The sequence below is a fragment of the Acinetobacter sp. ANC_7512 genome, from assembly GCF_056779935.1.
Genome location: NZ_JBWYIX010000013.1, coordinates 46,287 through 68,707, shown reverse-complemented (window position 1 = coordinate 68,707; position 22,421 = coordinate 46,287). Strand labels below are relative to the sequence as shown.

The following is a 22,421-nucleotide window of genomic DNA, read 5'->3' as shown; positions in this document are numbered from 1 at the left end:
CATATCAATTGAGGTCAAGTAATGCCAATTGTTAGACAAAAAAAGGCCGGTTTATTCAACCGACCTTTTTGAACAACTTGCGTTGTTCTACACGAAATTATTTAACTTCGCGATCTACTAGCTCAACGTAAGCCATCGGTGCAGCATCACCTGCACGGAAGCCCGCTTTAAGAACACGTAGATAACCGCCGTTACGTTCTTTGTAACGAGGGCCAAGAACGGTAAATAATTTACCAACAGTTGCTGCTGAACGAGTACGAGCAAACGCTAAACGACGGTTTGCTACTGTATCGACTTTAGCTAAAGTGATTAAAGGCTCAGCTACACGACGTAACTCTTTTGCTTTAGGCACAGTTGTTTTGATCAACTCGTGTTCAAACAAAGAATTAGCCATGTTTTGGAACATCGCTTTACGATGACTGCTTGTACGGCCTAATTTCACACCACTATTACGATGACGCATGGTGATAGTCCTACTTAATTAACGACTACGATAGGCAAAACGATCGTCCATACGTAAACTAGCTGGTGGCCAGTTTTCTAAACGCATGCCGAGTTGTAAGCCTTTTGAAGCCAGAACATCTTTGATCTCAGTCAACGATTTTTTACCTAAGTTAGGAGTTTTTAACAACTCAACCTCAGTACGTTGAACAAGATCACCAATGTAGTAAATATTTTCTGCTTTCAAACAGTTAGCAGAACGAACAGTAAGCTCTAGATCATCTACTGGACGAAGCAAGATTGGGTCAACTTCTTCACGAGGTTCTTGAGCAACTGGAGCTTGATCTTTCTGAAGATCAACAAAGATTGCAATTTGTTGTTGCAAGATTGTTGCCGCTTTACGGATCGCTTCTTCAGGATCAACAGTCCCGTTTGTTTCAAGATCAATGACCAACTTGTCAAGGTCTGTACGTTGTTCTACACGAGCATTTTCAACTGTGTAAGAAACACGTTTAATCGGGCTATAAGACGCATCTAATTGTAAACGTCCCACTGGGCGAGTTTCACCTTCTGGGAAGCGAGAATCAGAAGTCTCATAACCACGACCTTGAACAACTTTCAAGCGCATTTTCAATGAGCCTGAAGCACTTAACGTGCCGATCAAATGTTCAGGGTTAACCACTTCGACATTGTGAGGTAAACGAAGATCAGCGGCAGTTACATCGCCAGGTCCTTGTTTCTCTAATGTCAAATATGCTTCATTTTGATCGAACAGCTTAATAGACAATCCTTTAAGGTTCAGCAAGAGCTCGACGATGTCCTGCTGCAAGCCTTCTAAAGTACTGTACTCGTGCTCGACGCCTTCAATCTCAACTTCAACCACAGCAGCGCCAGGTAAAGATGATAAAAGAATGCGACGTAAAGCATTACCTAGAGTATGACCAAAGCCACGCTCTAAAGGTTCTAGAATCACTTTTGCCGAGGTCCCGCTTGCCGCTTCGACCTTGATCGCTTGCGGAGTTAGAAACTCGTTTGCAGTACGCGTCATTATTGCTACCTCAAGGATTATTTAGAATACAATTCAACAATCAAGCTTTCGTTGATTTCAGCAGGTAAATCAGAACGATCAGGTGCAGATTTGAATGTACCTTCTAATTTAGAATGGTCAACTTCCATCCAAGAAGGAGTTCCACGTTGAGCAGCCAATTCAATTGCGTTTTTAATACGTAATTGTTGTTTAGCGCCTTCGTGTACTGCAATCACGTCACCAGCTTTAACTTGGATTGACGCGATGTTAACACGACGACCATTTAAAGTGATTGAACGGTGAGATACAAGCTGACGAGCTTCTGCACGTGTAGAACCAAAGCCCATACGATAAACAACGTTATCTAAACGGCTTTCAAGCAATTTCAACAAGTTTTCACCTGTTGCGCCTTTAACACGAGCAGCTTCTTTATAGTAGTTACTAAATTGACGTTCTAAAACACCGTACATACGACGTACTTTTTGTTTTTCACGTAATTGTAGTGAGTACTCTGATTGTTTACCACCACGAGCTCCACCATGTTGGCCAGGAGCTTTAGCATGTTTTTTTGTCTTAACATCAAACGGTTTAACGCCTGATTTAAGTTGCAGGTCTGTCCCTTCGCGGCGAGAGAGTTTGCATTTTGGACCAATATAACGAGCCATGAATGTTTCTCCTTACACGCGACGTTTTTTAGGTGGACGGCAACCGTTGTGAGGAATTGGAGTCACATCGGTAATGCTATTAATTTTATAACCCACTGCACCTAAAGCACGAACCGCAGATTCACGACCTGGACCAGGACCTTTAACAAGGACGTCCAAGTTTTTCAAACCGTAATCTAAAGCAGCTTTACCAGCAACTTCAGCAGCTACCTGAGCAGCAAACGGAGTTGATTTACGTGATCCACGGAAGCCTTGTCCACCTGAAGTGGCCCAAGCCAGTGCATTACCTTGACGATCGGTAATAGTCACAATGGTGTTATTAAAAGAAGCGTGAATGTGTGCAACACCTTCAGAGACGGTACGAGTGACCTTCTTGCGTGTGCGAGTATCTTTAGCCATCTTTTAGCTTCCAGAAATCTTATTTCTTAATAGGTTTGCGCGGACCTTTACGGGTACGTGCGTTAGTTTTGGTGCGTTGTCCGCGGACAGGCAAGCTGCGACGATGACGAAGACCGCGGTAGCAGCCTAAATCCATTAAACGTTTAATGTTCATGGAAATTTCGCGACGTAAGTCACCTTCGGTCGGAACCTTAGCAACTTCTGCACGAATCGCATCAAGCTGAGCGTCATCTAATTCACGGATCTTAGTAGTTGGTGCAATACCAGTTGCAGCTAAGATTTGCTTAGCAGTATGGCGACCAATACCAAAGATATACGTAAGAGAGATAACAGCATGCTTGTTATCCGGAATGTTTACACCGGCAATACGAGCCATTCACTTTCTCCAAAAAGGCAGTAGAGATAATCAACCGCCCCACAAAATCTTTGAGGGGCGGATAATAACCTAATTAGCCTACTGAAATCAACAGGTCTTGATCAGATTAACCTTGACGCTGCTTATGACGAGGTTCAGCGCTACAAATCACGCGGATTACCCCATTACGACGGATAACTTTACAGCTACCACAAATTTTCTTTACAGAAGCTTGAACTTTCATGATGAAACCTCTAAGTGCGCTTATCCCTTAGGATGAGCAGTCGTTTTACTCATTAGTGTTTGATTATCATATTGGCGCGATGTGAGGTGTGCCTGTAGCTGAGCCATAAAGTCCATAACTACAACAACCACGATCAACAGCGATGTACCACCCAAATGGAATGGAATACCAAAAGAACTTTGAAGCACCATCGGCATTAAACATACAACAGTGATATAAATCGAACCGATAAATGTTAAACGACTAAGAATATGATCTAAATAACGAGCAGTTTGCTCACCTGGGCGGATACCAGGTACATAAGCTCCACTACGCTTTAAGTTTTCTGATACTTCTTTAGGACTGAAAACTAGTGCCGTATAAAAATAACAGAAGAAAATAATAAGCGCACCGAATAGCACCAAATATAATGGTTGTCCAGGCGATAAAACTAATGCCAAATCTTGTAGTGTACGCTTAACGATCCCTGCATTAGGATCAGAACTACCTAACCATTGACCTAAACTTGCAGGAAACAGCAATAACGAACTTGCGAAAATTGCTGGAATTACACCCGCCATATTTATTTTTAATGGTAAGTGAGTCTGCTGTGCAGTAAATACTCGGCGACCTTGCTGCTTTTGAGCATAGTTAACAGGTATACGACGTTGTGCTTTTTCAATAAACACAATCGCAGCTAAAACAGCTAAAGACAATAAGCCAAATATAGCAATACCAATTAAACTTGATTGACCATTTTCCACAAGGGTAAATGATTGCACAACCATACTTGGTAAACCAGCAACAATACCTGCAAAGATGATCATAGAGATCCCATTACCAACACCACGTTCGGTAATTTGCTCTCCCAACCACATTAAGAACATGGTACCTGCAACTAAAGACGTTAATGCAGGAATATAGAATGCTAAACCTGAAGTAAAGGTAATCCCTTGACTGATCAGACCCGCACACATACCAATACCTTGTACAATTGCAAGGAATAATGTGCCGTAACGCGTATATTGGTTAATCTTACGCTTGCCCTGCTCGCCTTCTTTTTTCAATGCTTCCAGCGAAGGAACAACCGTTGACATTAACTGCACGATAATCGATGCAGAAATATACGGCATGATCCCCAACGCAAGAATGGACATTCGTTCCAATGCCCCGCCTGAGAACATATTAAACAAACCAAGGAAAGTACCCTGGTTTGCATTAAAGAAACGTTCTAAAGCGACATTATCAATACCTGGCAGCGGAATATGCGCTCCTAGTCGAAAGACCACCAAAGCACCAATTAAAAACATTAATCGGCGAATAATTTCACGATATTTCACGTGAAATGGTTGACCTTTCATCATGTGAACATGACCTGTAGAACTAGGAGACATAGACACTCGCGATTACTCCTCGACTTTACCGCCAGCAGCTTCAACAGCAGCTTTAGCGCCTTTAGTCAATGCAACACCTTGAACAGTGAATGCACGAGTGATTTCACCAGAAAGAACGATACGAGCACGAATCATATCTTTACGTACAACGTTCGCTGCTTTTAAAGTTTCAAGAGTAACGATATCGCCTTCAACTTTGTTAAGTTCAGACAAACGTACTTCAGCAGTTTTCAAAGCCAATTGGCTAGTGAAACCGAACTTAGGTAGACGACGATATAACGCAGTTTGACCACCCTCGAAACCTGGACGAGTACCACCGCTCTTACGTGAGTTTTGACCTTTGACACCACGGCCACCAGTCTTACCAACGCCAGAACCAATACCACGGCCTAAACGAAGGTTTTCACGCTTAGCACCTTCTGCAGGTGCAATTGTATTTAAACGCAGAGTCATGGCTTATTCCTCTACACTAACCATATAGTAAACTTGATTGATCATACCACGGTTAGAAGGAGTATCTTGAACTTCTACAGTGTGACCAATACGACGCAGACCTAAACCTTTAAGGCTAAGCTTGTGATTTTTCAAGCGATGCGATGCAGATTTAGTCTGGGTAACTTTAATCGTTTTCATGATTGATTACCCTTGAATTTGTGCTACTGAAAGACCACGTTTCGCAGCAACTTTCTCAGGAGAAGTCATATCACGCAGACCATTAAAAGTCGCGTTTACTACGTTCGCAGCGTTAGTAGAACCATAACATTTAGTTAATACGTTACGTACACCAACAGCTTCTAAAACAGCACGCATAGCGCCACCAGCAATTACACCAGTACCTTCAGAAGCAGGTTGCATGTAAACACGGCTAGCACCGTGACGAGCGTTGATAGGGTGCTGAACAGTACCATCAACAAGTTCAACAGTAATCATGTTGCGACGAGCAGCTTCAAGTGCTTTAGAAATAGCAGCTGGAACTTCACGAGCTTTACCACGACCAAAACCTACGCGACCATTACCATCACCCACAACAGTTAATGCTGTGAAAGAGAAGATACGACCACCCTTAACAACTTTGGCTACACGATCAACGGCAACCAGCTTTTCAACAAGACCTTCGTTTTGTTCAACTTTAGCCATGATTAGAACTCCAAGCCGTTTTCACGAGCAGCATCAGCCAAGGCTTTGATACGACCATGATATTTGAAACCAGAACGGTCAAATGCAACTTTAGTGATGCCAGCTGCTTTAGCACGTTCAGCGATTAAAGCACCAACTTTAGTAGCTGCTTCAACGTTACCTGTAGTACCACTACGTAACGTAGCATCTAAAGTAGAAGCTTGCGCTAATACTTTGCCACCATCTGCTGAGATTACTTGAGCATAGATGTGACGCGGAGTGCGGTTTACACACAAACGAGTCGCACCCAATGCACGGATGTGCAAGCGTGTGCTTTTCGCACGACGCAAACGGGTTTGTTTCTTTTCGTTCATAAGAACCTCGCGCCTTATTTCTTCTTAGCTTCTTTACGAAGTACAACTTCATCAGAATAACGAACACCTTTACCTTTATATGGCTCTGGCGGACGGTAACCACGGATATCTGCAGCAACTTGACCTAAAGCTGCTTTATCAGCAGATTTAAGCACGATTTCAGTAGCTGTAGGTGTTTCAGCAGTTACACCTTCAGGAAGGTTGTAATCGATCGGGTGAGAGAAACCTAGGTTAAGGTGAACTGTATTCCCTTTAACCGCAGCTTTATAACCAACACCGATAAGTTGTAACTTACGTTCGAAACCTTCGCTAACACCTTTAACAAGGTTGTTAAGCACAGCGCGAGCAGTACCAGCTTGCATCCAAGCATCTTTAGATTCAGCTTTAGGAGCAACAGCTAGAATACCGTCTTCCTGTTTTAGCTCGACCAGCGCATGCAGGTTGAAAGACAAAGTACCTTTGCTGCCTTTCACTTCGACCTGCCGGCCGTTCTGAGTAACTGTTACACCGTTAGGTACAGTTACTGGGGCTTTAGCCACACGAGACATGAGGAATCACCTATTAAGAAACAAAAGCAATAACTTCACCACCGATACCTGCAGCACGTGCAGCGCGATCAGTCATGATGCCTTTGCTTGTAGAAACAATTGCAATACCTAAACCTTGCTTAACGCTTGGAAGGTTATCTTTACCGCGATATTGACGTAAACCTGGACGGCTAACGCGCTTCACAGTTTCAATAACTGGTTTGCCTTCGAAATATTTTAAAGTCAAAGTAAGTGTTGGTTTGCCTTCAGCATCCGCAACAGCTACGTCAGCGATATAACCTTCTTGTTGAAGAACGTTAGCAATCGCAACTTTTAACTTTGAGTTTGGCATAGAAACAGTTTGTTTCTTCGCCATTTGTGCGTTACGAACACGTGTTAACATGTCGGCAACGGTATCTTGCATACTCATTTATAGTGCTCCTTACCAGCTTGCCTTAACAACGCCCGGTACATCACCTTGCATTACTGTGTCACGTAATTTGTTACGGCTTAAACCGAACTTACGGAAGTAACCATGAGGACGACCAGTTAAACCACAACGGTTACGAAGACGTACTGGAGATGCATTACGTGGTAATGCTTGTAACTTCATCATCGCTTCGAAACGCTCTTCGTCGCTTGCATTTACGTTTGCAATAACAGCTTTTAATTCAGCACGTTTTGCAGCGTATTTAGCAACAGTAGCTTCGCGTTTCAATTCGCGATTAATCATACCTTTCTTAGCCATATCGACCTCTTATTTGAACGGGAAGCCGAATGCACGCATAAGCGCACGGCCTTCGTCATCGGTGCGAGCAGTCGTAGTGATGGTAATATCCATACCACGAATACGGTCAATCTTATCAAAATCGATCTCAGGGAACATGATCTGTTCTTTAAGACCCATAGAGTAGTTACCACGACCGTCAAATGATTTCGCAGAGAAACCACGGAAGTCACGGATACGAGGGATCGCGATAGAGATCAAACGGTCTAAGAATTCGTACATGCGTTCGCCGCGTAAAGTAACTTTACAACCAATCGGCCAACCATCACGGATTTTGAAACCAGCGATAGATTTACGAGCTAACGTAAGAACTGGTTTTTGACCAGCGATAGCTTGCATATCAGAAAGAGCACCATCAAGGAGTTTTTTGTCAGCAGCTGCTGCACCAACACCCATATTGATCGTGATTTTAGTGATGCGAGGGATCTCCATCACATTCTTAACGCCCAATTGTTCTTGTAATTGAGCTTTAAGTTCGTCGTTGTAACGCGCTTTAAGTCTGGCCATTGCCTATTTCAACCTATTACTTCGCTACCGCCACTGATTCACCATTTGATTTGTAAACGCGAGTTTTCACGCCATCAATCACTTGGTAACCAACACGGTCAGCCTTTTGGGTTGTAGCATTAAAAATTGCCACGTTAGAGATATGAAGCAAAGCTTCTTGTGTAACGATAGCGCCTTCAGCACCTGTTGCACGGTTAGGCTTTTGATGCTTCTTAACTAAGTTAAGACCTTCAACCTTAACTCGGTCATTAGAAACAGACAAAACAGTACCTTGTTTGCCTTTTTCTTTACCTGCGATCACGATTACTTGATCGCCTTTTTTAATCTTAGCCATGATTGCCTCTATTATAGAACTTCAGGAGCCAATGAAATGATTTTCATGAACTGTTCAGTACGAAGTTCACGAGTCACTGGTCCGAAAATACGAGTAGCAATCGGAGCTTTGTTGTTGTTCAAAATAACAGCAGCGTTATCATCGAAACGAATAACAGAACCATCTGGACGACGGATACCGAATTTTGTACGTACAACTACTGCATTCATTACGTCGCCTTTTTTAACACGGCCACGTGGAATTGCTTCTTTTACAGTAACTTTAATAATGTCGCCAACTGAAGCATAACGACGATGTGAACCACCAAGTACTTTAATACATTGTACGCGGCGAGCACCACTGTTGTCTGCTACGTCGAGCATAGTTTCGGTCTGAATCATTGCCCTACTCCAAAACCGAGCATCACCGGTCACAATTTCGAAAGGCTCAAAGAGTACTCGAAATTGACCGATGATGCAACAAGAACGTTATTTACTCAGCAGCTGCTTCAACAACTTCAACTAAAGTCCAAGACTTAGTTTTAGAAATTGGGCGGCTTTCTTTGATAGTTACAACATCGCCAGTTTTAGCAGTGTTGTTCTCATCATGAGCGTGTAATTTTGTTGAACGGCGGATTGATTTGCCATACAACGGGTGTTGAACGCGGCGTTCGATAAGAACAACGATAGACTTGTCCATCTTGTCGCTTACTACTTTGCCTGTTAACGTGCGAACTGTTTGCTCACTCATTGTGCGTTCCCCTGTTTTTCGGTAAGGAGGGTCTTGATGCGAGCAATAGTTTTACGAGTTAATTGCACTTCGTGCGATTTACCCAATTGACCAGTTGCTTTAGCCATGCGAAGACGGAATTGGTTCAACTGTTGCTCATCAAGCAAAGCTGTCAATTCTTCTACCGACTTTTCACGTAGATCTTTAGTTTTCATTACATTACCGTCCGAGTCACGATAGTGGTTTTAAACGGAAGTTTAGCAGCAGCAAGTGTAAATGCTTCACGCGCTAATTCTTCGTTCACACCTTCCATTTCGTACAGGATCTTACCTGGTTTGATTTCACAAACCCAATATTCCACAGAACCTTTACCTTTACCCATACGAACTTCTAATGGTTTTTCAGTAATTGGTTTGTCCGGGAATACACGGATAAAGATCTTACCACCACGTTTTACACGACGGCTGATTGTACGACGCGCTGCTTCAATTTGACGCGCAGTCATGCGACCACGTTCAACTGATTTAAGTGCGATAGTACCAAAAGATACTGTGCTACCGCGATGTGCTAGACCAGTGTTACGGCCTTTTTGCACTTTACGGAATTTAGTACGTTTAGGTTGCAACATGGATTATTCTCCTTTTTCAGCAGAACGATCATTGCGACGACCACGACGCTCTTGACCTTCACCACGACCGCGACCACGTTTAGCTGGACGTTCTTCAGCTGGAGCTGGGTTCATGACTTGTTTCATGCCGCCCAAGATCTCACCACGGAAGATCCAAACTTTAACGCCGATCGTACCGTAAGTAGTTTCTGCGCGAACCGCTGAATAGTCGATGTCAGCACGAAGAGTATGTAGAGGTACACGACCTTCACGATACCATTCAGTACGTGCAATCTCTGCACCGCCTAAACGACCAGAAACTTCAACTTTGATACCTTTCGCACCAGCACGCATAGTGTTTTGAACCGCACGCTTCATAGCACGACGGAACATTACACGTTTTTCTAATTGAGAAGCAATTGCTTCACCAACTAGACGAGCGTCTAAATCTGGACGATCAATTTCGTTGATGCTTACTTGCGCTGGAACACCCATAATGTTGGTAAGTTCGCGCTGTAATTTTTCAATGTCTTCGCCTTTTTTACCGATGACGATACCAGGACGAGCAGTGCTAATTGTTACTTTAGCAGCACCTGTTGGACGCTCGATAAGAATATTGCTTACCATCGCATTCTTAAGTTTTTTGTTCAAAAACTCACGAACTTGAAGATCTTTAAGCAAGTATTCAGCGTATTGTTTCGGATTCGCATACCAGTTAGCGTTATGACGTTTCACAACACCTAGGCGGATACCGATTGGATGAACCTTCTGACCCATATCAAACCCCTACCTTAACGGTGATGTGACAAGTACGCTTAGTAATACGATCTGCACGGCCTTTAGCACGTGGCAAAATACGTTTAAGGCTCATGCCTTCATCAACGTAGATCGTAGAAACTTTAAGATCGTCTACATCTAAACTGTTATTATGTTCAGCGTTTGCAATCGCAGATTCCAACGCTTTCTTAACTAAAACTGCAGCTTTTTTGTTGCTGAAGTTTAGGATGTTAAGAGCGTGCGCAACAGATTTGCCGCGAATCAAGTCTGCAACCAAACGAGCTTTTTGTGCCGAGATAGCGGCACCGCGTAATTTAGCAGTTACTTCCATCATAGCACCTATTAACGTTTAGATTTCTTGTCAACACCGTGACCACGGTAAGTACGAGTCGGTGCAAATTCACCAAGCTTGTGACCAACCATATGCTCAGATACGATTACCGGAACATGGTTACGACCATTGTGTACAGAAATTGTTAAACCAACAAAATCCGGGAGGATCATCGAACGACGCGACCAAGTTTTGATCGGCTTACGGTTATTAGCCGCGATAGCCGCTTCAACCTTAGCGAACAAGTGCGCATCGACGAATGGGCCTTTTTTCAGAGAACGAGGCATTGTCAGATTCCTTTACTTGTTACTTAACGCGACGGTCGCGAATGATCATCTTAGTCGTACGCTTATTGGTACGTGTCTTGTACCCTTTAGCTTTTTGACCCCATGGGCTTACAGGTTGAATACCTTTGTTACGCCCTTCACCACCACCATGCGGGTGATCTACCGGGTTCATCGCCATACCACGAACGGTAGGACGAACACCACGCCAGCGTGAAGCACCAGCTTTACCTAGTGAACGTAAGTTGCTTTCTTGGTTAGAAACTTCACCAAGAACTGCGCGACATTCAACGTGTACTTTACGCATTTCGCCAGAACGTAGACGAATAATTGCGTAAGAACCGTCACGACCCAATAACTGAGCAGAAGCACCAGCAGAACGCACTAATTGAGCGCCTTTACCGATTTTAAGCTCGATATTGTGAAGAGTAGAACCGATAGGCATGTTACGAAGTGGTAAGCAGTTACCTGGACGAATTGGAGCATCGTTACCAGATTGAACTTTATCACCAGCACGTAGACCTTTAGGCGCAATGATATAACGACGCTCACCGTCAGCATACAAAACTAATGCAATGTGTGCAGTACGGTTAGGATCGTATTCGATACGCTCTACAGTCGCAGGAATGCCATCTTTGTTACGTTTAAAGTCAACAATACGGTAATGTTGCTTGTGACCACCACCAACGTGACGTGTAGTAATGTGACCGTTGTTATTACGACCACCAGTACGTTTTTTAGCTTCTACCAACGGAGCATAAGGCGCACCTTTGTGAAGATGGTCGTGAACGACTTTCTCTACAAAGCGACGTCCTGGAGACGTTGGCTTACATTTTTGAATAGGCATAATTCTCGTCCTTATTCCGCTGTGCTTTCAGCGGTATCGCCCAAGTCAGCCATTTCTACATCTTGGCCAGCTTTCAGGGTGACGTATGCTTTTTTAACATCAGAACGACGTCCGATAGTTTTACCAAAGCGTTTAGTCTTACCTTTAGTGATAGTCGTGTTAACTTTAACAACTTCTACACCAAATAATTGTTCAACTGCTTTTTTGATTTCAAGTTTGTTTGCATCGATAGCAACTTTAAACACTTGAACACCAGCAGTTTCACCTAAAACTTGTGCTTTTTCTGAGAATACAGGTCCTTTTAGGACTTGATAGATACGTTCGTTGTTCATCCGAGTTCTACCTCAATTTTCTTAGCAGCAGCTACAGACATAACAACTTTATCGAACGCGATCAAGCTAACAGGATCGATAGCAGCAGCATCAACCACATCAACGTGTGGAAGGTTACGAGCAGCTAGATACAAGTTCTCATCAACAGCATCAGTAACGATTAATGCACGAGTAGCATTCAAGTCGTTAAGTTTTGCAAGCAATTCTTTAGTTTTTGGAGCAGCTACAGCAAACTCTTCAACTAAAACCAAGCGATCTTGACGAACAAGTTCAGCTAGGATGCATTGCATAGCACCGCGATACATTTTACGGTTTACTTTTTGAGACCAGTCTTGTGGACGAGCAGCAAAAGTTTTACCACCGCCAACCCAGATTGGGCTACGAATAGAACCAGCACGAGCGCGACCAGTACCTTTTTGACGGAATGGTTTTTTACCACCGCCAGAAACGTCTGCACGTGATTTCTGAGCTTTTGAACCTTGACGACCACCAGCTAAATAAGCTGTAACAACTTGGTGTACAAGAGCTTCATTGAATTCACGACCGAACGCAACTTCTGATAATTCAACAGCAGAGCCGGAAACAGTATTTAAATTCACGTTATTTCCCCTCAAGCCTTGATAGTAGGACGAACAGTTACGTCACCACCGGTAGCACCAGGAACCGCGCCTTTAACTACAAGAACTGAACGCTCTGTATCGATAGCAACGATTTCAAGACCCTGTGTAGTTACGCGTTCAGCACCTAAATGGCCAGCCATTTTTTTGCCTTTGAATACGCGACCAGGAGTCTGGTTTTGACCTGTAGAACCTAGAACACGGTGAGAAACAGAGTTACCGTGAGTAGCGTCTTGAGTACGGAAGTTCCAACGCTTAACACCACCTTGGAAACCTTTACCTTTAGACTGACCAGTTACGTCAACGATTTGACCCACTGTGAACAAATCTACACCGATAGTTCCGCCAACTTCACGACCTTCAAGATCAGCTTCTGTAACACGGAACTCTTGAACTAAACGACCAGCAGCAACACCCGCTTTAGCGAAGTGACCTTTCTGAGCATTAGTAACGCGAGATTCGCGACGTTCACCAGTAGTGATTTGAATCGCTTGATAACCATCAGTTTCAAGCGTTTTGATTTGAGTGATGCGGTTAGGATCAACCTCAATCACTGTAACAGGTACAGAAACACCAGCATCTGTAAAGATACGTGTCATACCGCACTTGCGACCGACTAAACCAATAGCCATGTGCATAAACCTCTAAAAAAGCGGCTTAATTAACTTAGAGTGTTAATTAACCGAAAGCCTTAACCCAATGCGATCTGAACGTCTACACCAGCTGCAAGATCTAATTTCATCAATGCATCTACAGTTTTGTCTGTAGGTTGAACGATGTCGATCAAACGCTTGTAAGTGCGGATTTCATACTGATCACGCGCGTCTTTGTTAACGTGCGGTGAAGTTAGAACGTTAAAACGCTCGATGCGAGTTGGCATCGGGATTGGACCACAAACTTGTGCGCCAGTACGTTTTGCTGTTTCTACGATCTCTTGAGAAGATTGATCAATTAAACGGTGATCAAAAGACTTCAAACGGATACGGATTCTCTGGTTAGACATACCAGTAAACTCCAAGCCAAATATATAAAGAATCACCCATGACGCATCTCCCCCTGTCCGAAAACAAGGCAAGTGTCAGAGGCAGTGAAAATCACTAAGGTCGTGATCGATGCCACGACTGTAACGATCTAAACAACAATCAACGTTGTTTAGCCCTTAATATCAAAGGGTCGCCCATTATAACGATTGTTTAACTGTTAAGCAAACCTATTTATCATTTTTTCTCAATTTACGGTTAAGCGTTGGCGGCTTTCTTTTGTACACCCTGCCCGAACCCCAATACATAATTAATTGCATCGATCAGCAATTCATTCCCTTTTTGAAACCTCGTTTTTTTTGTTTGTTTTAAGGTATCTAATGATTGTACATAAGTGCCAGAAAATACCTTCTCATGCTCTTCATTCTCAATATACATTTGTAAAACTTTCGGCGTTATTTCTGGATGAAACTGAAAACCCAGCACATTCTTTCCAATTTGGTACATTTGGTTTGCACACACATTATTTTCAGCCAGTCTGACGCCTCCTTTAGGAATCTCAAAAGTCTCACTGTGCCATTGCATTATTTCCAATTCTTTAGGTATTTCAAAGTAATCTGATAAACCATGTTGAGTTCTGAAGACTTTAGTCCAACCTAACTCTTGTTGTTCATTTAAACGTACACTTGCTCCCAAAGCATTGGCTATAAGCTGACCTCCGAGACACAAACCAATTGCAGGCTTGCCTAGTGATAAATATCGACGGATCCATCTTTTTTCTATTTTTAGCCATGGATAATTTGCCTCATCATTTACACTCATTGCTCCACCCATGATGATGAGTAAATCAATATCTTCAATTGCTGGTAACGCCTCGATTTCTAATGCCATCTCAACAGGTAATGCAAAAAACTCCGTAGCACTAATTTGTGCCCCAATTGATTTTAAATATTCATAACAACTTCCTAACCCTTCACCAGCAATATGCTGAAAGTAATGCACTTTTAATGGCTTCATTTTCCAACCCGAACTTTTCTTATATTGCACTAGCAGTTGCAAAAATGAAGCCAACCTATAGGTTGTTAAATAATTTTAAACAAAGCACAGCTATGCAGTTTTTTAGTAGTATGTTTTGTTAGTTATAAAATGACGGTTTATACAGGTAAATTGTGAAAATAAATACGCAAACTCAACTCATACATAGCCCTAGAAAAGCACCTCAACTTTTAAATAGTATTCAACCCCCTATTTATCGTGCATCAACGATCATTTTTGAAAATACCGATGCTCTTTTCAATCGCCATTGGACCGACGCTTATGACTATAGTTACGGAACGCATGGCACCCCCACTACGTTTACGCTAGGCGACAATATTGCACAATTAGAAGGCGGAGAATACTGCCTACTTGCACCAAGCGGACTCTCTGCAATCAACTTGGTGAATTCTTGTTTTTTAGCACATGGTGATGAAGTTTGGGTCGCGGACAATATTTACGGTCCAAATATGGAGCATTTGCGAAACCTAGAATCACGTTATGGTATTGCCGTTAAGGTCTATAACCCAATTGATGTTGAGACCTTTAAACCAAGTGGTAAAGCTAAGTTAATTTGGTTAGAAGCTGCAGGATCTGTAACACTCGAATTTCCAGATTTAACGAATCTGGTCAAAAAAGCTCAAACGCATAAGATACTTACCGCACTTGATAATACTTGGGGAGCGGGTCTGGCTTTTAATGCTTTTGATTTTGGTACAGAACACTTAGCAGTCGATATCACCGTCCATGCTCTCACCAAATATCCAAGCGGTGGTGGTGACATTCTCATGGGGAGTGTCGTAACAAAAAACAAGGATTTATACCACAAGCTATTTCGCATGCATGCAATTCAAGGAATTTCTATATCAGGCGATGACACCGCACAGATTCAGCGCAGCCTATCTTCAATGGAACTCCGTTATACGCACCAATCTAAATCAGCGCTAACTTTATTAAGCTGGCTTCAACAGCAAAATGAGTTTGCACAAGTGTTACACCCTGCCAATCCAAAATCTGCAGGTCATACTTTTTGGAAAGAAGTTTGCCTATCAGAATTAAGCGCAGGTTTGATCAGTGTAATGTTTGATAAAAAATATAATCTTCAAGATATACGCAATTTTTGTGATGCGCTTAACCTGTTTAAATTAGGTTTTAGCTGGGGTGGCCCAGTGAGTTTAGTAATGCTCTATCAAATTGATCAAATGCGTGAGCTTGCACATCCACATTTACAAGAAGGAATATTGGTTCGTTTTTGTATAGGACTGGAACATCCTCACGATTTGATAGAAGATATTCAACAAGCACTCAAAATAATGCAACAACAAAAGATCGAATAAAAAGGAATAATTATGGGCACACCAATTGTCATCGCAAAAAAAACCTCAGATACATCCCAAGAGATTGTTTTACATTCGCAACTGGCAAACCGACATGGCTTGATTGCCGGCGCAACAGGAACAGGCAAAACAGTCACTTTAAAGGTCTTGGCAGAAAACTTTTCTCGTATTGGTGTGCCGGTATTTTTAGCCGATGCAAAAGGTGATGTCTCTAGCCTTGCCAAAGCAGGTGAAAGCAATTCAAAATTTGATGAACGCATCAAGAGCCTCAATATTGAATCAATCCCATTTAGCGCATCACCTGTGGTTTTTTGGGATTTATTTGGCGAACAAGGTCACCCGATTCGGACTACAGTATCAGAAATTGGTCCATTGCTTTTAGCCCGAATGCTGAATTTGAATGACACCCAAGAAGGTGTGCTTTCTGCGATTTTCCGCATCGCGGATGATCAAGGTTTATTACTGATCGACTTTAAAGACCTCAAAGCGATGATCACTTATGTGACTGAGCATGCAGCTGACTTTAAAGCAGAATACGGCAATCTTTCCCCTGCCAGCCTGGGTGCAATCCAACGTAATTTGCTAGCACTGTCCGATCAAGGCGGTGATCAATTTTTTGGTGAGCCTGCATTAGACCTCATGGATTTTATCCAAACCGATGCACAAGGTCACGGCAATATTAATTTGCTCGCTGCCGATAAATTAATGAATACCCCAAAGCTTTATGCGACTTTCTTACTGTGGATGCTTTCCGAACTCTTTGAACAATTACCTGAAGTCGGTGATATGGATAAACCGAAATTGGTATTTTTCTTCGATGAAGCTCATTTACTGTTTGACAATGCCAGCCCTGCTTTGCAAGAAAAGATCGAACAAGTGGTACGCTTAATCCGCTCTAAGGGAGTAGGTATTTATTTTGTCACCCAAAATCCTCTGGATTTACCTGAAAGTGTTTTAGGACAACTGGGCAACCGTGTTCAGCATGCACTTCGTGCCTTCACACCAAAAGATCAAAAAGCAGTAAAAACTGCAGCTGATACTTTTAGAGCAAATCCTGCATTCAAAGTACAAGATGCTATTACGGAGCTGGCAGTTGGTGAAGCGCTGATTAGCTGTCTAGATGAGCAAGGTACGCCACAAATAGTTGAACGCGGTTGGGTTATGCCCCCATATTCATCTTTTACACCTATCACGCTTGAAGAGCGTAAGACGCTCATGACAAACAGTGTGGTTGCAGGTGTTTATGAGCAAGTACTTGATCGAGAAAGTGCTTTTGAAATGCTGCAAAACAAAGTAGTTCAGCGTCAACAACAATCCGAACAAGAAGCGTTAGCAAAACAACAAGCTAAGGAACAAGAGGCCTACGCGAAGCAAATTGCTAAAGAGCAAGAAGCTTTCGCAAAACAGCAAGCCAAAGAACAAGAACGCCTTGCCCGTGAACAACAAAAAGAAGCAGAACGTGCAGCCAAACAACGCGAAAAACTCACCCAAGATATTGTCGGTACGTTTGCTAAAAGTGCTGCACGAAGCCTCGGCGGAAGCACTGGGCAAAAAATCGTACGCGGTCTACTGGGCTCATTATTTGGAAAAAAATAGCCCTCCCTTTACCCATCATTTTTAACTTCATTATGGGATATTTTAATATCCCATAATTATTTTAAGGTTTTCTATGCAAGTCATATTGCAGCTCGACCCTAAAAGATGTATTTTAAATATATCTTTTAATAAAACTAAAGTTGAAGCTCATGACGCCACAACATATTGAACTTGTAAAAGCGACTGTTCCCGTCCTGCGTGAGAATGGTGTTGCCCTTACAACCTATTTCTATAATCGCATGCTGAACAACAACCCCGAGTTAAAAAATACATTTAACATGGATCATCAAAGTACTGGTCGTCAGCCACGTGCTTTAGCTGCTGCTGTTTTGGCATATGCTGAAAATATTGAAAATCCTACAGTTTTGGCAAAAGCGATTGAGCGAATTACCACTAAACACGTAAGTTTAGACATTCAAGCGGATCAATACTCGATTGTGGGTGAAAACCTTCTGCATTCAATCAGCGAAGTATTAGATGTGCCAATGGACTCTGATCTGATTGCTGCTTGGAAAGCCGCGTATATGCAATTGGCAGACATTTTAATTGGTGTCGAAAAATCAAAATATGAAGCTTTGACTGCACAAAATGGCGGTTGGGCTGGCTGGCGTGAATTTAAAATTACAGCGATTGAAGCTGAAGCTAACACCAAAACCTTAACTTTAGCTGCCAAGGACGGTCAAACCATTGCGACGGCTGAAGCAGGTGAATATATTTCGGTACGAGTCCAAGTACCGGGGCAAGAGATGCGCCAACCACAACAATTTAGCTTTGATGCTGCACAAGCTGACCAGTATCAAATCACAGTAAAAGCGGTAGATGAAGCAACTGAATATTCTGTGGCAAATATCTTATTAAACCACTATCAAGTAGGTGATGTGGTTGAGGTGTCTGCACCACTAAAAAATTAATTCATCTAAATCTTTAACCGAAATAAGATTTTAAGAGATCATTGAAAGCTCCGTTCACGGGGCTTTCAATGTTAAGATAGAAATAAGCTATCTTTTATGACGATCTATGCAACTGAATAAATTTACCGACTATGCCCTGCGTATATTGATGTATGTCGCACAACCTCGTGACTTGCCTTATACCATTGCAGAACTGGCAAACCAATTGCAGGTCTCAGAAAACCACGCCATGAAAATCGTTCACTTTATGGCAAAACAAAATTGGCTAATGACCACTCGAGGCAAAGGTGGCGGTATACGTCTAGCCCCTCAAACTCTGAATATCTCATTAGGGACTTTAGTGAGAACACTTCAAGGCGATCAGCAAATTGTAGAGTGTCATAACCCACCATGCGTATTAAGAAGTGACTGTGGCTTAAAAGGCATTTTAGATCATGCAGTCAAACAGTTTTATCAGCATTTAGATCAATTTAAACTGAAGGATGTTATACCCACCTCAGTTACAAAATTCAATTCAGATTCACTCATTCCTTTCATTCAAGTTACACCATAGATTGACTCAATTCGATTGAGTATTCGCTTGCATGCGCGACTTCCTTTATAATAGCTGATTGTAAATTGAGTTATTGAAGTTGAGCTATGCATCACAGCAGAGGAAAGTCGAAAAACAGTAAGGCGTCAAATGCCCCAAAGCAAAAGATCAGCTATGAGAAAAAAGCCGATCCAGCGATTACTGAATATTCGGTTCAAGCGCTCAACTGGTTGCGCAAAGCCGAATTCTTAATGAGTGCACCAAAACTGAATTTATGTGTCGATGACACAGGTTATGAGATTGCTTTTGCAGGTCGTTCGAATGCTGGTAAATCGAGTGCGATTAATGCATTAACCAATCAAAAACAACTTGCACGTGCGTCTAAAAAACCTGGTCGCACACAAATGATTAACTTTTTTAGCATGGGCAATGCCGAACAAAGATTAGTTGACCTTCCTGGATATGGCTATGCTGCTGTACCTGAAAGCATGAAAATCATTTGGCAAAAAGAGCTTGAAAACTACCTCATTCATCGTGAAAGTTTACAAGGGCTAGTACTGCTAATGGACATACGACACCCATTACAACATTTCGATGTCATGATGTTAGAATGGGCTTATTCACGCAAATTATTTGTCCATGTTTTATTAACAAAATCAGATAAGTTAAATCGTGGTCCAGCTTCCAAAGCATTGCAAGAAGTCAAAGCTCAATTAAAGAAAATGAAGCTTAACTTCTCCATCCAATTGTTCTCATCCCTCAATAAGCAAGGTCTTGAAGAACTCGCAAGCGTTATTGCTGGTCGTTTAAATTTTACGCTTGAGCAACCTAACGGATTTGATCTAAGTGCAATTCCTGAAGTAAGTGAATCAGACATCGATGAAGATTTTGATCATGTTATTCAAGAAGATGATGAATCACCAAGCGAAACAACCGAACTAGAATCCAACAAAGCCGAATAGTATCTACCCTACCGAATGGTTAAATCATTACATTCACTAATTGATACATCAATGTCCTCAAATGCTAAGGTTATTTGAGGGCATTTTTTTATACTGAAAAATGATAATCACAACAAAAATTCAGGAAAGTGTGATGAAATTATTGTCTCGATTAAGAAATAGTAAGATTGGATCTTCTATTGAGTATCACATCAAACCTCGTAAAGTTAAATTTGAGTGGGCGGATACACCAGTAGATTGGGTTCCAAATCAGCCTTTCGTTAGTTATTTTATCAATGAAATTAATAACATCTTACCAGCAGGCGAATTTTGGTTTTGTCGTCTGTACAACAAAGTTTTGCCCAAAATTACTGATGAAAAACTTGCAGAAGATGTGAAAGCTTTTATTCGCCAAGAAGCGATGCACGCTCAAGCACATAATTCAGCGAATAAAGAATATCTCAGCGCACGTCATATCGATATTCAACGTAATCTCGATATTATGGACTTTCTTTTTGGAAAACTTTTAGCAGATAAACCTTTAGGTCTAAACGTCCCAAAAGCCTTAGATCATCAGTGGGATTTATTCAGATTAGGTATTATTGCTACTGTTGAACATATGACTTGTGTCCTCGGCAAATATGCCTTGTACAACAAAAAATGGGGAGAATTGGGTGCTGATGCCAATATGCTCGATCTCGTAAAATGGCATGGTGCTGAGGAAATTGAACACCGTACCGTTGCATTTGACTTATATCGTCATCTTGGCGGTGGTTATATTTCTCGCTATTATCAAAGTGTAGTTGTGATTGCTGCTGTATTAGGTTTATGGGTTGATGGTGCTGCTCATATTATGGGTCAAGACCCTCGCTTTAAATCAATTAAACCAGCTGTTTACAAACCTTGGATTTGGCGTGAATGGGCACGAATTGCCCAAAAAGACAATGGTTTACTCCCTCACCCATTGTGGCTTGTTTCTCAACAACTCGGCTATTTAATGCCTTGGTATGACCCTGTTCATGAAGCAAAAACTGAAGATGCGATTAACTATCTAAATCAATCACCAGCAGCAGAACGTGCAGCACTGAAAGTTGCATAATGTATTTAATAAAAAAGCAGGGGGATCCCTGCTTTTTTATATCTGATCTAATCTTTTAAGCTGTATTTTTTTCAATAGGTTCATGATCAGGATTCGTGTAACGATCTACAACAACACTAATCATCATATCTCCCTGCACATTTACCACTGTTCTGACAGTATCTAACAAACGGTCAATCGGCAATAATATTGCGATTGCTTCTGCTGGGAGTCCAACTGATTGTAAAACCATAATCATGGTAACCATACCTGCGCTAGGTATACCTGGTGCCCCTAAAGATGCAATCATTGCTGTCGCACACACAATCAATTGTTGTCCTAACGTTAAATCAAGCCCCATTAAATTCGCAATAAACAGCGCCGCCGCAGCCTCATACAATGCCGTCCCATCCATATTCAACTGTGTCCCGAGAGGGATCACAAATCCTGCAGTTTGGGGTCTTACTCCTAAATTTTCCTGAGCACACTTCATTGATAGCGGCATAGTTGCGGAACTTGAGCTGGTAGCAAACGCCGTAATCAAGGCTGCTCGTGTTCCCTTAAAAAATGTAATTGGATTCATTCTCCCGAAAATCCAGAGCAACAAAGGCAAAACAACAAGGCCATGAAAGATGGTCGTTCCCGTGACTACTGCTGCAAATTCTGCTAATCGACTCAGAACGGATAAGTCCTCCGTCGCGATTAACTTTGCCAGTAACGCAAAAATCCCTATTGGTGCGAGCTTCATCACCCAACCAATCATCAACATCATGATTTCAAAAAATTGCTGACTCAACGCTTTCACTGTTTTAAATTTTTCACCACCTTTAACGAGAGCCACCCCAATTAAAAGTGCAAAAACGACAACGGCTAACACATTACCTTCAGCAAATGCTTTAAACGGGTTTATTAGTGTATTTTGGATAAAGTTGGTAAAAAAACTCGAGGGCGTCAAAGTATCAGGCGTCTGATGCTGATTCATGGTCTCTTGAAAAATGGTGATGTCTACACCCTTCCCGACCTCGAAAAGATGCGCACAAGCAAGCCCCAAAATCAGTGCCAAAGTTGTGGTTGTGACACAACAAGCGAGGGTAATTTTCCAAGTTCTACCAAGTTGGCCACCAGTCTGTAGATTGGAAACTCCGACAACAATAGAACTAAAAATGAGAGGAATCAGTAATAGTTTCAGTAGGCCGATAAAGATACTACTGGCAATCCCTAAGGCATATAAACTTCCGTTAAAAAATGCTGTATCAGGGAATACATTTAACAAGAAGCCAAAAGCCACACCTAAAATTGCAGCAATTAAAATTTGCGTATTTAGACTCATGTCATGTGCTTTTCATTTTGATTTATTAG

General features: G+C 42.1%; 35 protein-coding genes and 1 pseudogene. 6 read left to right on the top strand and 30 right to left on the bottom strand.

The window, feature by feature from the left end; genetic code table 11:
* Window positions 1–97: 97 nt before the first annotated feature.
* The 29 genes and pseudogenes from rplQ to AC1M9H_RS12325 all read right to left on the bottom strand — a co-directional run bounded on the left by rplQ (window position 98) and on the right by AC1M9H_RS12325 (window position 14,649).
* Window positions 98–463 carry a 50S ribosomal protein L17 gene (gene rplQ, locus AC1M9H_RS12465; protein WP_034587447.1) on the bottom strand — a complete coding sequence of 122 codons (366 nt, stop codon included), beginning with the start codon at window positions 461–463 and terminating at the stop codon, window positions 98–100.
* Between the two features lie 18 nt (window positions 464–481).
* A complete protein-coding gene (locus AC1M9H_RS12460) occupies window positions 482–1,489 on the bottom strand; it encodes a DNA-directed RNA polymerase subunit alpha (RefSeq protein ID WP_035265161.1) in 1,008 nt (335 codons plus the stop codon).
* A gap of 17 nt (window positions 1,490–1,506) precedes the next feature.
* Complete coding sequence (gene rpsD / locus AC1M9H_RS12455) at window positions 1,507–2,133, bottom strand: 30S ribosomal protein S4 (RefSeq protein WP_035265160.1); 627 nt, start codon at window positions 2,131–2,133, stop codon at window positions 1,507–1,509.
* A gap of 12 nt (window positions 2,134–2,145) precedes the next feature.
* On the bottom strand, window positions 2,146–2,532 hold the full coding sequence (gene rpsK / locus AC1M9H_RS12450) for a 30S ribosomal protein S11 (protein WP_001040166.1): 387 nt from the start codon (window positions 2,530–2,532) through the stop codon (window positions 2,146–2,148).
* Window positions 2,533–2,551: 19 nt separating this feature from the next.
* Window positions 2,552–2,908 carry a 30S ribosomal protein S13 gene (gene rpsM, locus AC1M9H_RS12445; RefSeq protein ID WP_035265156.1) on the bottom strand — a complete coding sequence of 119 codons (357 nt, stop codon included), beginning with the start codon at window positions 2,906–2,908 and terminating at the stop codon, window positions 2,552–2,554.
* 106 nt (window positions 2,909–3,014) lie between these two features.
* A complete protein-coding gene (gene rpmJ, locus AC1M9H_RS12440) occupies window positions 3,015–3,131 on the bottom strand; it encodes a 50S ribosomal protein L36 (RefSeq protein ID WP_000867907.1) in 117 nt (38 codons plus the stop codon).
* Between the two features lie 20 nt (window positions 3,132–3,151).
* The gene (gene secY / locus AC1M9H_RS12435) at window positions 3,152–4,471 is read right to left on the bottom strand and encodes a preprotein translocase subunit SecY (RefSeq protein WP_171076742.1); all 1,320 of its coding nucleotides are present in this window, start codon (window positions 4,469–4,471) and stop codon (window positions 3,152–3,154) included.
* A gap of 45 nt (window positions 4,472–4,516) precedes the next feature.
* Window positions 4,517–4,957 carry a 50S ribosomal protein L15 gene (rplO, locus tag AC1M9H_RS12430; RefSeq protein WP_035265144.1) on the bottom strand — a complete coding sequence of 147 codons (441 nt, stop codon included), beginning with the start codon at window positions 4,955–4,957 and terminating at the stop codon, window positions 4,517–4,519.
* A 3-nt stretch (window positions 4,958–4,960) separates the two neighbouring features.
* The gene (rpmD, locus tag AC1M9H_RS12425) at window positions 4,961–5,137 is read right to left on the bottom strand and encodes a 50S ribosomal protein L30 (protein ID WP_004786899.1); all 177 of its coding nucleotides are present in this window, start codon (window positions 5,135–5,137) and stop codon (window positions 4,961–4,963) included.
* A gap of 6 nt (window positions 5,138–5,143) precedes the next feature.
* Window positions 5,144–5,641 carry a 30S ribosomal protein S5 gene (gene rpsE / locus AC1M9H_RS12420; RefSeq protein ID WP_035265141.1) on the bottom strand — a complete coding sequence of 166 codons (498 nt, stop codon included), beginning with the start codon at window positions 5,639–5,641 and terminating at the stop codon, window positions 5,144–5,146.
* Between the two features lie 2 nt (window positions 5,642–5,643).
* Complete coding sequence (gene rplR / locus AC1M9H_RS12415) at window positions 5,644–5,994, bottom strand: 50S ribosomal protein L18 (RefSeq protein WP_481597844.1); 351 nt, start codon at window positions 5,992–5,994, stop codon at window positions 5,644–5,646.
* Between the two features lie 14 nt (window positions 5,995–6,008).
* A complete protein-coding gene (gene rplF, locus AC1M9H_RS12410) occupies window positions 6,009–6,542 on the bottom strand; it encodes a 50S ribosomal protein L6 (protein ID WP_035265135.1) in 534 nt (177 codons plus the stop codon).
* A gap of 13 nt (window positions 6,543–6,555) precedes the next feature.
* A complete protein-coding gene (rpsH, locus tag AC1M9H_RS12405; RefSeq protein ID WP_035265132.1) occupies window positions 6,556–6,951 on the bottom strand; it encodes a 30S ribosomal protein S8 in 396 nt (131 codons plus the stop codon).
* Between the two features lie 12 nt (window positions 6,952–6,963).
* Window positions 6,964–7,269 carry a 30S ribosomal protein S14 gene (gene rpsN, locus AC1M9H_RS12400; RefSeq protein ID WP_067731180.1) on the bottom strand — a complete coding sequence of 102 codons (306 nt, stop codon included), beginning with the start codon at window positions 7,267–7,269 and terminating at the stop codon, window positions 6,964–6,966.
* A 9-nt stretch (window positions 7,270–7,278) separates the two neighbouring features.
* Window positions 7,279–7,815, bottom strand: coding sequence for a 50S ribosomal protein L5 (rplE, locus tag AC1M9H_RS12395; protein ID WP_004809796.1), 537 nt, complete (start codon window positions 7,813–7,815; stop codon window positions 7,279–7,281).
* 16 nt (window positions 7,816–7,831) lie between these two features.
* Window positions 7,832–8,149 carry a 50S ribosomal protein L24 gene (gene rplX / locus AC1M9H_RS12390; protein ID WP_035265122.1) on the bottom strand — a complete coding sequence of 106 codons (318 nt, stop codon included), beginning with the start codon at window positions 8,147–8,149 and terminating at the stop codon, window positions 7,832–7,834.
* 11 nt (window positions 8,150–8,160) lie between these two features.
* Complete coding sequence (rplN, locus tag AC1M9H_RS12385; RefSeq protein WP_035265119.1) at window positions 8,161–8,529, bottom strand: 50S ribosomal protein L14; 369 nt, start codon at window positions 8,527–8,529, stop codon at window positions 8,161–8,163.
* A gap of 91 nt (window positions 8,530–8,620) precedes the next feature.
* Window positions 8,621–8,878, bottom strand: coding sequence for a 30S ribosomal protein S17 (rpsQ, locus tag AC1M9H_RS12380; RefSeq protein ID WP_004691314.1), 258 nt, complete (start codon window positions 8,876–8,878; stop codon window positions 8,621–8,623).
* The gene (rpmC, locus tag AC1M9H_RS12375; RefSeq protein WP_035265113.1) at window positions 8,875–9,072 is read right to left on the bottom strand and encodes a 50S ribosomal protein L29; all 198 of its coding nucleotides are present in this window, start codon (window positions 9,070–9,072) and stop codon (window positions 8,875–8,877) included. The genes rpsQ and rpmC overlap by 4 nt, the downstream gene beginning before the upstream one ends.
* Window positions 9,072–9,485 (bottom strand): 50S ribosomal protein L16, encoded by a 414-nt coding sequence (rplP, locus tag AC1M9H_RS12370; protein ID WP_035265110.1) that lies wholly within the window; start codon window positions 9,483–9,485, stop codon window positions 9,072–9,074. The genes rpmC and rplP overlap by 1 nt, the downstream gene beginning before the upstream one ends.
* Window positions 9,425–10,241 (bottom strand): annotated as a pseudogene (rpsC, locus tag AC1M9H_RS12365) (30S ribosomal protein S3). Before rpsC ends, rplP begins: the two are co-directional and overlap by 61 nt.
* 1 nt (window position 10,242) lies before the next feature.
* On the bottom strand, window positions 10,243–10,572 hold the full coding sequence (gene rplV, locus AC1M9H_RS12360; RefSeq protein WP_035265103.1) for a 50S ribosomal protein L22: 330 nt from the start codon (window positions 10,570–10,572) through the stop codon (window positions 10,243–10,245).
* Between the two features lie 11 nt (window positions 10,573–10,583).
* Window positions 10,584–10,859 (bottom strand): 30S ribosomal protein S19, encoded by a 276-nt coding sequence (gene rpsS / locus AC1M9H_RS12355; RefSeq protein ID WP_004281508.1) that lies wholly within the window; start codon window positions 10,857–10,859, stop codon window positions 10,584–10,586.
* A 19-nt stretch (window positions 10,860–10,878) separates the two neighbouring features.
* A complete protein-coding gene (gene rplB, locus AC1M9H_RS12350) occupies window positions 10,879–11,703 on the bottom strand; it encodes a 50S ribosomal protein L2 (protein WP_035265099.1) in 825 nt (274 codons plus the stop codon).
* 11 nt (window positions 11,704–11,714) lie between these two features.
* The gene (gene rplW, locus AC1M9H_RS12345) at window positions 11,715–12,035 is read right to left on the bottom strand and encodes a 50S ribosomal protein L23 (RefSeq protein WP_035265097.1); all 321 of its coding nucleotides are present in this window, start codon (window positions 12,033–12,035) and stop codon (window positions 11,715–11,717) included.
* Complete coding sequence (rplD, locus tag AC1M9H_RS12340) at window positions 12,032–12,634, bottom strand: 50S ribosomal protein L4 (protein ID WP_035265093.1); 603 nt, start codon at window positions 12,632–12,634, stop codon at window positions 12,032–12,034. Before rplD ends, rplW begins: the two co-directional genes overlap by 4 nt.
* 11 nt (window positions 12,635–12,645) lie before the next feature.
* Window positions 12,646–13,284 (bottom strand): 50S ribosomal protein L3, encoded by a 639-nt coding sequence (gene rplC / locus AC1M9H_RS12335; RefSeq protein ID WP_035265091.1) that lies wholly within the window; start codon window positions 13,282–13,284, stop codon window positions 12,646–12,648.
* A 59-nt stretch (window positions 13,285–13,343) separates the two neighbouring features.
* Window positions 13,344–13,655: a 30S ribosomal protein S10 gene (rpsJ, locus tag AC1M9H_RS12330; RefSeq protein ID WP_004725677.1), complete on the bottom strand. Its 312-nt coding sequence runs from the start codon at window positions 13,653–13,655 to the stop codon at window positions 13,344–13,346.
* 235 nt (window positions 13,656–13,890) lie between these two features.
* Window positions 13,891–14,649 carry a type 1 glutamine amidotransferase gene (locus AC1M9H_RS12325; RefSeq protein WP_481613509.1) on the bottom strand — a complete coding sequence of 253 codons (759 nt, stop codon included), beginning with the start codon at window positions 14,647–14,649 and terminating at the stop codon, window positions 13,891–13,893.
* 152 nt (window positions 14,650–14,801) lie between these two features.
* On the opposite strand from AC1M9H_RS12325, the gene AC1M9H_RS12320 reads away from it, so the two are divergent.
* The 6 genes from AC1M9H_RS12320 to AC1M9H_RS12295 all read left to right on the top strand — a co-directional run bounded on the left by AC1M9H_RS12320 (window position 14,802) and on the right by AC1M9H_RS12295 (window position 21,083).
* Complete coding sequence (locus tag AC1M9H_RS12320; protein ID WP_481613508.1) at window positions 14,802–16,004, top strand: PLP-dependent transferase; 1,203 nt, start codon at window positions 14,802–14,804, stop codon at window positions 16,002–16,004.
* Window positions 16,005–16,016: 12 nt separating this feature from the next.
* On the top strand, window positions 16,017–17,600 hold the full coding sequence (locus AC1M9H_RS12315; RefSeq protein WP_481596504.1) for a helicase HerA-like domain-containing protein: 1,584 nt from the start codon (window positions 16,017–16,019) through the stop codon (window positions 17,598–17,600).
* A 149-nt stretch (window positions 17,601–17,749) separates the two neighbouring features.
* A complete protein-coding gene (locus AC1M9H_RS12310; RefSeq protein ID WP_481596505.1) occupies window positions 17,750–18,511 on the top strand; it encodes a globin domain-containing protein in 762 nt (253 codons plus the stop codon).
* Between the two features lie 106 nt (window positions 18,512–18,617).
* Window positions 18,618–19,064: an RrF2 family transcriptional regulator gene (locus tag AC1M9H_RS12305; protein ID WP_481596506.1), complete on the top strand. Its 447-nt coding sequence runs from the start codon at window positions 18,618–18,620 to the stop codon at window positions 19,062–19,064.
* An 86-nt stretch (window positions 19,065–19,150) separates the two neighbouring features.
* The gene (gene yihA / locus AC1M9H_RS12300) at window positions 19,151–20,005 is read left to right on the top strand and encodes a ribosome biogenesis GTP-binding protein YihA/YsxC (RefSeq protein ID WP_481596507.1); all 855 of its coding nucleotides are present in this window, start codon (window positions 19,151–19,153) and stop codon (window positions 20,003–20,005) included.
* Between the two features lie 133 nt (window positions 20,006–20,138).
* On the top strand, window positions 20,139–21,083 hold the full coding sequence (locus tag AC1M9H_RS12295; protein ID WP_481596508.1) for a metal-dependent hydrolase: 945 nt from the start codon (window positions 20,139–20,141) through the stop codon (window positions 21,081–21,083).
* 55 nt (window positions 21,084–21,138) lie between these two features.
* Here AC1M9H_RS12295 and AC1M9H_RS12290 read toward each other — a convergent pair whose 3' ends face one another.
* Window positions 21,139–22,392, bottom strand: coding sequence for a dicarboxylate/amino acid:cation symporter (locus tag AC1M9H_RS12290; protein WP_481610313.1), 1,254 nt, complete (start codon window positions 22,390–22,392; stop codon window positions 21,139–21,141).
* Window positions 22,393–22,421: the final 29 nt, after the last annotated feature.

What these genes read in the sequence shown, in the direction of transcription:
- rpmC (WP_035265113.1), bottom strand. Translation starts at nt 9,072, where the DNA reads ATGAAAACTAAAGATCTACGTGAAAAGTCGGTAGAAGAATTGACAGCT.
- AC1M9H_RS12460 (WP_035265161.1), bottom strand. Translation starts at nt 1,489, where the DNA reads ATGACGCGTACTGCAAACGAGTTTCTAACTCCGCAAGCGATCAAGGTC.
- rpsE (WP_035265141.1), bottom strand. Translation starts at nt 5,641, where the DNA reads ATGGCTAAAGTTGAACAAAACGAAGGTCTTGTTGAAAAGCTGGTTGCC.
- rplE (WP_004809796.1), bottom strand. Translation starts at nt 7,815, where the DNA reads ATGGCCAGACTTAAAGCGCGTTACAACGACGAACTTAAAGCTCAATTA.
- rplV (WP_035265103.1), bottom strand. Translation starts at nt 10,572, where the DNA reads ATGGAAGTAACTGCTAAATTACGCGGTGCCGCTATCTCGGCACAAAAA.
- secY (WP_171076742.1), bottom strand. Translation starts at nt 4,471, where the DNA reads ATGAAAGGTCAACCATTTCACGTGAAATATCGTGAAATTATTCGCCGA.
- rpsS (WP_004281508.1), bottom strand. Translation starts at nt 10,859, where the DNA reads ATGCCTCGTTCTCTGAAAAAAGGCCCATTCGTCGATGCGCACTTGTTC.
- rplO (WP_035265144.1), bottom strand. Translation starts at nt 4,957, where the DNA reads ATGACTCTGCGTTTAAATACAATTGCACCTGCAGAAGGTGCTAAGCGT.
- rplW (WP_035265097.1), bottom strand. Translation starts at nt 12,035, where the DNA reads ATGAACAACGAACGTATCTATCAAGTCCTAAAAGGACCTGTATTCTCA.
- AC1M9H_RS12290 (WP_481610313.1), bottom strand. Translation starts at nt 22,392, where the DNA reads ATGAGTCTAAATACGCAAATTTTAATTGCTGCAATTTTAGGTGTGGCT.
- rpsD (WP_035265160.1), bottom strand. Translation starts at nt 2,133, where the DNA reads ATGGCTCGTTATATTGGTCCAAAATGCAAACTCTCTCGCCGCGAAGGG.
- rpmJ (WP_000867907.1), bottom strand. Translation starts at nt 3,131, where the DNA reads ATGAAAGTTCAAGCTTCTGTAAAGAAAATTTGTGGTAGCTGTAAAGTT.
- rpmD (WP_004786899.1), bottom strand. Translation starts at nt 5,137, where the DNA reads ATGAAAACGATTAAAGTTACCCAGACTAAATCTGCATCGCATCGCTTG.
- AC1M9H_RS12295 (WP_481596508.1), top strand. Translation starts at nt 20,139, where the DNA reads ATGAAATTATTGTCTCGATTAAGAAATAGTAAGATTGGATCTTCTATT.
- rplP (WP_035265110.1), bottom strand. Translation starts at nt 9,485, where the DNA reads ATGTTGCAACCTAAACGTACTAAATTCCGTAAAGTGCAAAAAGGCCGT.
- rpsQ (WP_004691314.1), bottom strand. Translation starts at nt 8,878, where the DNA reads ATGAGTGAGCAAACAGTTCGCACGTTAACAGGCAAAGTAGTAAGCGAC.
- rplX (WP_035265122.1), bottom strand. Translation starts at nt 8,149, where the DNA reads ATGGCTAAGATTAAAAAAGGCGATCAAGTAATCGTGATCGCAGGTAAA.
- rplQ (WP_034587447.1), bottom strand. Translation starts at nt 463, where the DNA reads ATGCGTCATCGTAATAGTGGTGTGAAATTAGGCCGTACAAGCAGTCAT.
- rpsJ (WP_004725677.1), bottom strand. Translation starts at nt 13,655, where the DNA reads ATGTCTAACCAGAGAATCCGTATCCGTTTGAAGTCTTTTGATCACCGT.
- rplN (WP_035265119.1), bottom strand. Translation starts at nt 8,529, where the DNA reads ATGATTCAGACCGAAACTATGCTCGACGTAGCAGACAACAGTGGTGCT.
- rplF (WP_035265135.1), bottom strand. Translation starts at nt 6,542, where the DNA reads ATGTCTCGTGTGGCTAAAGCCCCAGTAACTGTACCTAACGGTGTAACA.
- rpsH (WP_035265132.1), bottom strand. Translation starts at nt 6,951, where the DNA reads ATGAGTATGCAAGATACCGTTGCCGACATGTTAACACGTGTTCGTAAC.
- rpsM (WP_035265156.1), bottom strand. Translation starts at nt 2,908, where the DNA reads ATGGCTCGTATTGCCGGTGTAAACATTCCGGATAACAAGCATGCTGTT.
- rplR (WP_481597844.1), bottom strand. Translation starts at nt 5,994, where the DNA reads ATGAACGAAAAGAAACAAACCCGTTTGCGTCGTGCGAAAAGCACACGC.
- rplC (WP_035265091.1), bottom strand. Translation starts at nt 13,284, where the DNA reads ATGGCTATTGGTTTAGTCGGTCGCAAGTGCGGTATGACACGTATCTTT.
- AC1M9H_RS12315 (WP_481596504.1), top strand. Translation starts at nt 16,017, where the DNA reads ATGGGCACACCAATTGTCATCGCAAAAAAAACCTCAGATACATCCCAA.
- rpsK (WP_001040166.1), bottom strand. Translation starts at nt 2,532, where the DNA reads ATGGCTAAAGATACTCGCACACGCAAGAAGGTCACTCGTACCGTCTCT.
- rplB (WP_035265099.1), bottom strand. Translation starts at nt 11,703, where the DNA reads ATGCCTATTCAAAAATGTAAGCCAACGTCTCCAGGACGTCGCTTTGTA.
- AC1M9H_RS12305 (WP_481596506.1), top strand. Translation starts at nt 18,618, where the DNA reads ATGCAACTGAATAAATTTACCGACTATGCCCTGCGTATATTGATGTAT.
- yihA (WP_481596507.1), top strand. Translation starts at nt 19,151, where the DNA reads ATGCATCACAGCAGAGGAAAGTCGAAAAACAGTAAGGCGTCAAATGCC.
- AC1M9H_RS12325 (WP_481613509.1), bottom strand. Translation starts at nt 14,649, where the DNA reads ATGAAGCCATTAAAAGTGCATTACTTTCAGCATATTGCTGGTGAAGGG.
- AC1M9H_RS12310 (WP_481596505.1), top strand. Translation starts at nt 17,750, where the DNA reads ATGACGCCACAACATATTGAACTTGTAAAAGCGACTGTTCCCGTCCTG.
- rpsN (WP_067731180.1), bottom strand. Translation starts at nt 7,269, where the DNA reads ATGGCTAAGAAAGGTATGATTAATCGCGAATTGAAACGCGAAGCTACT.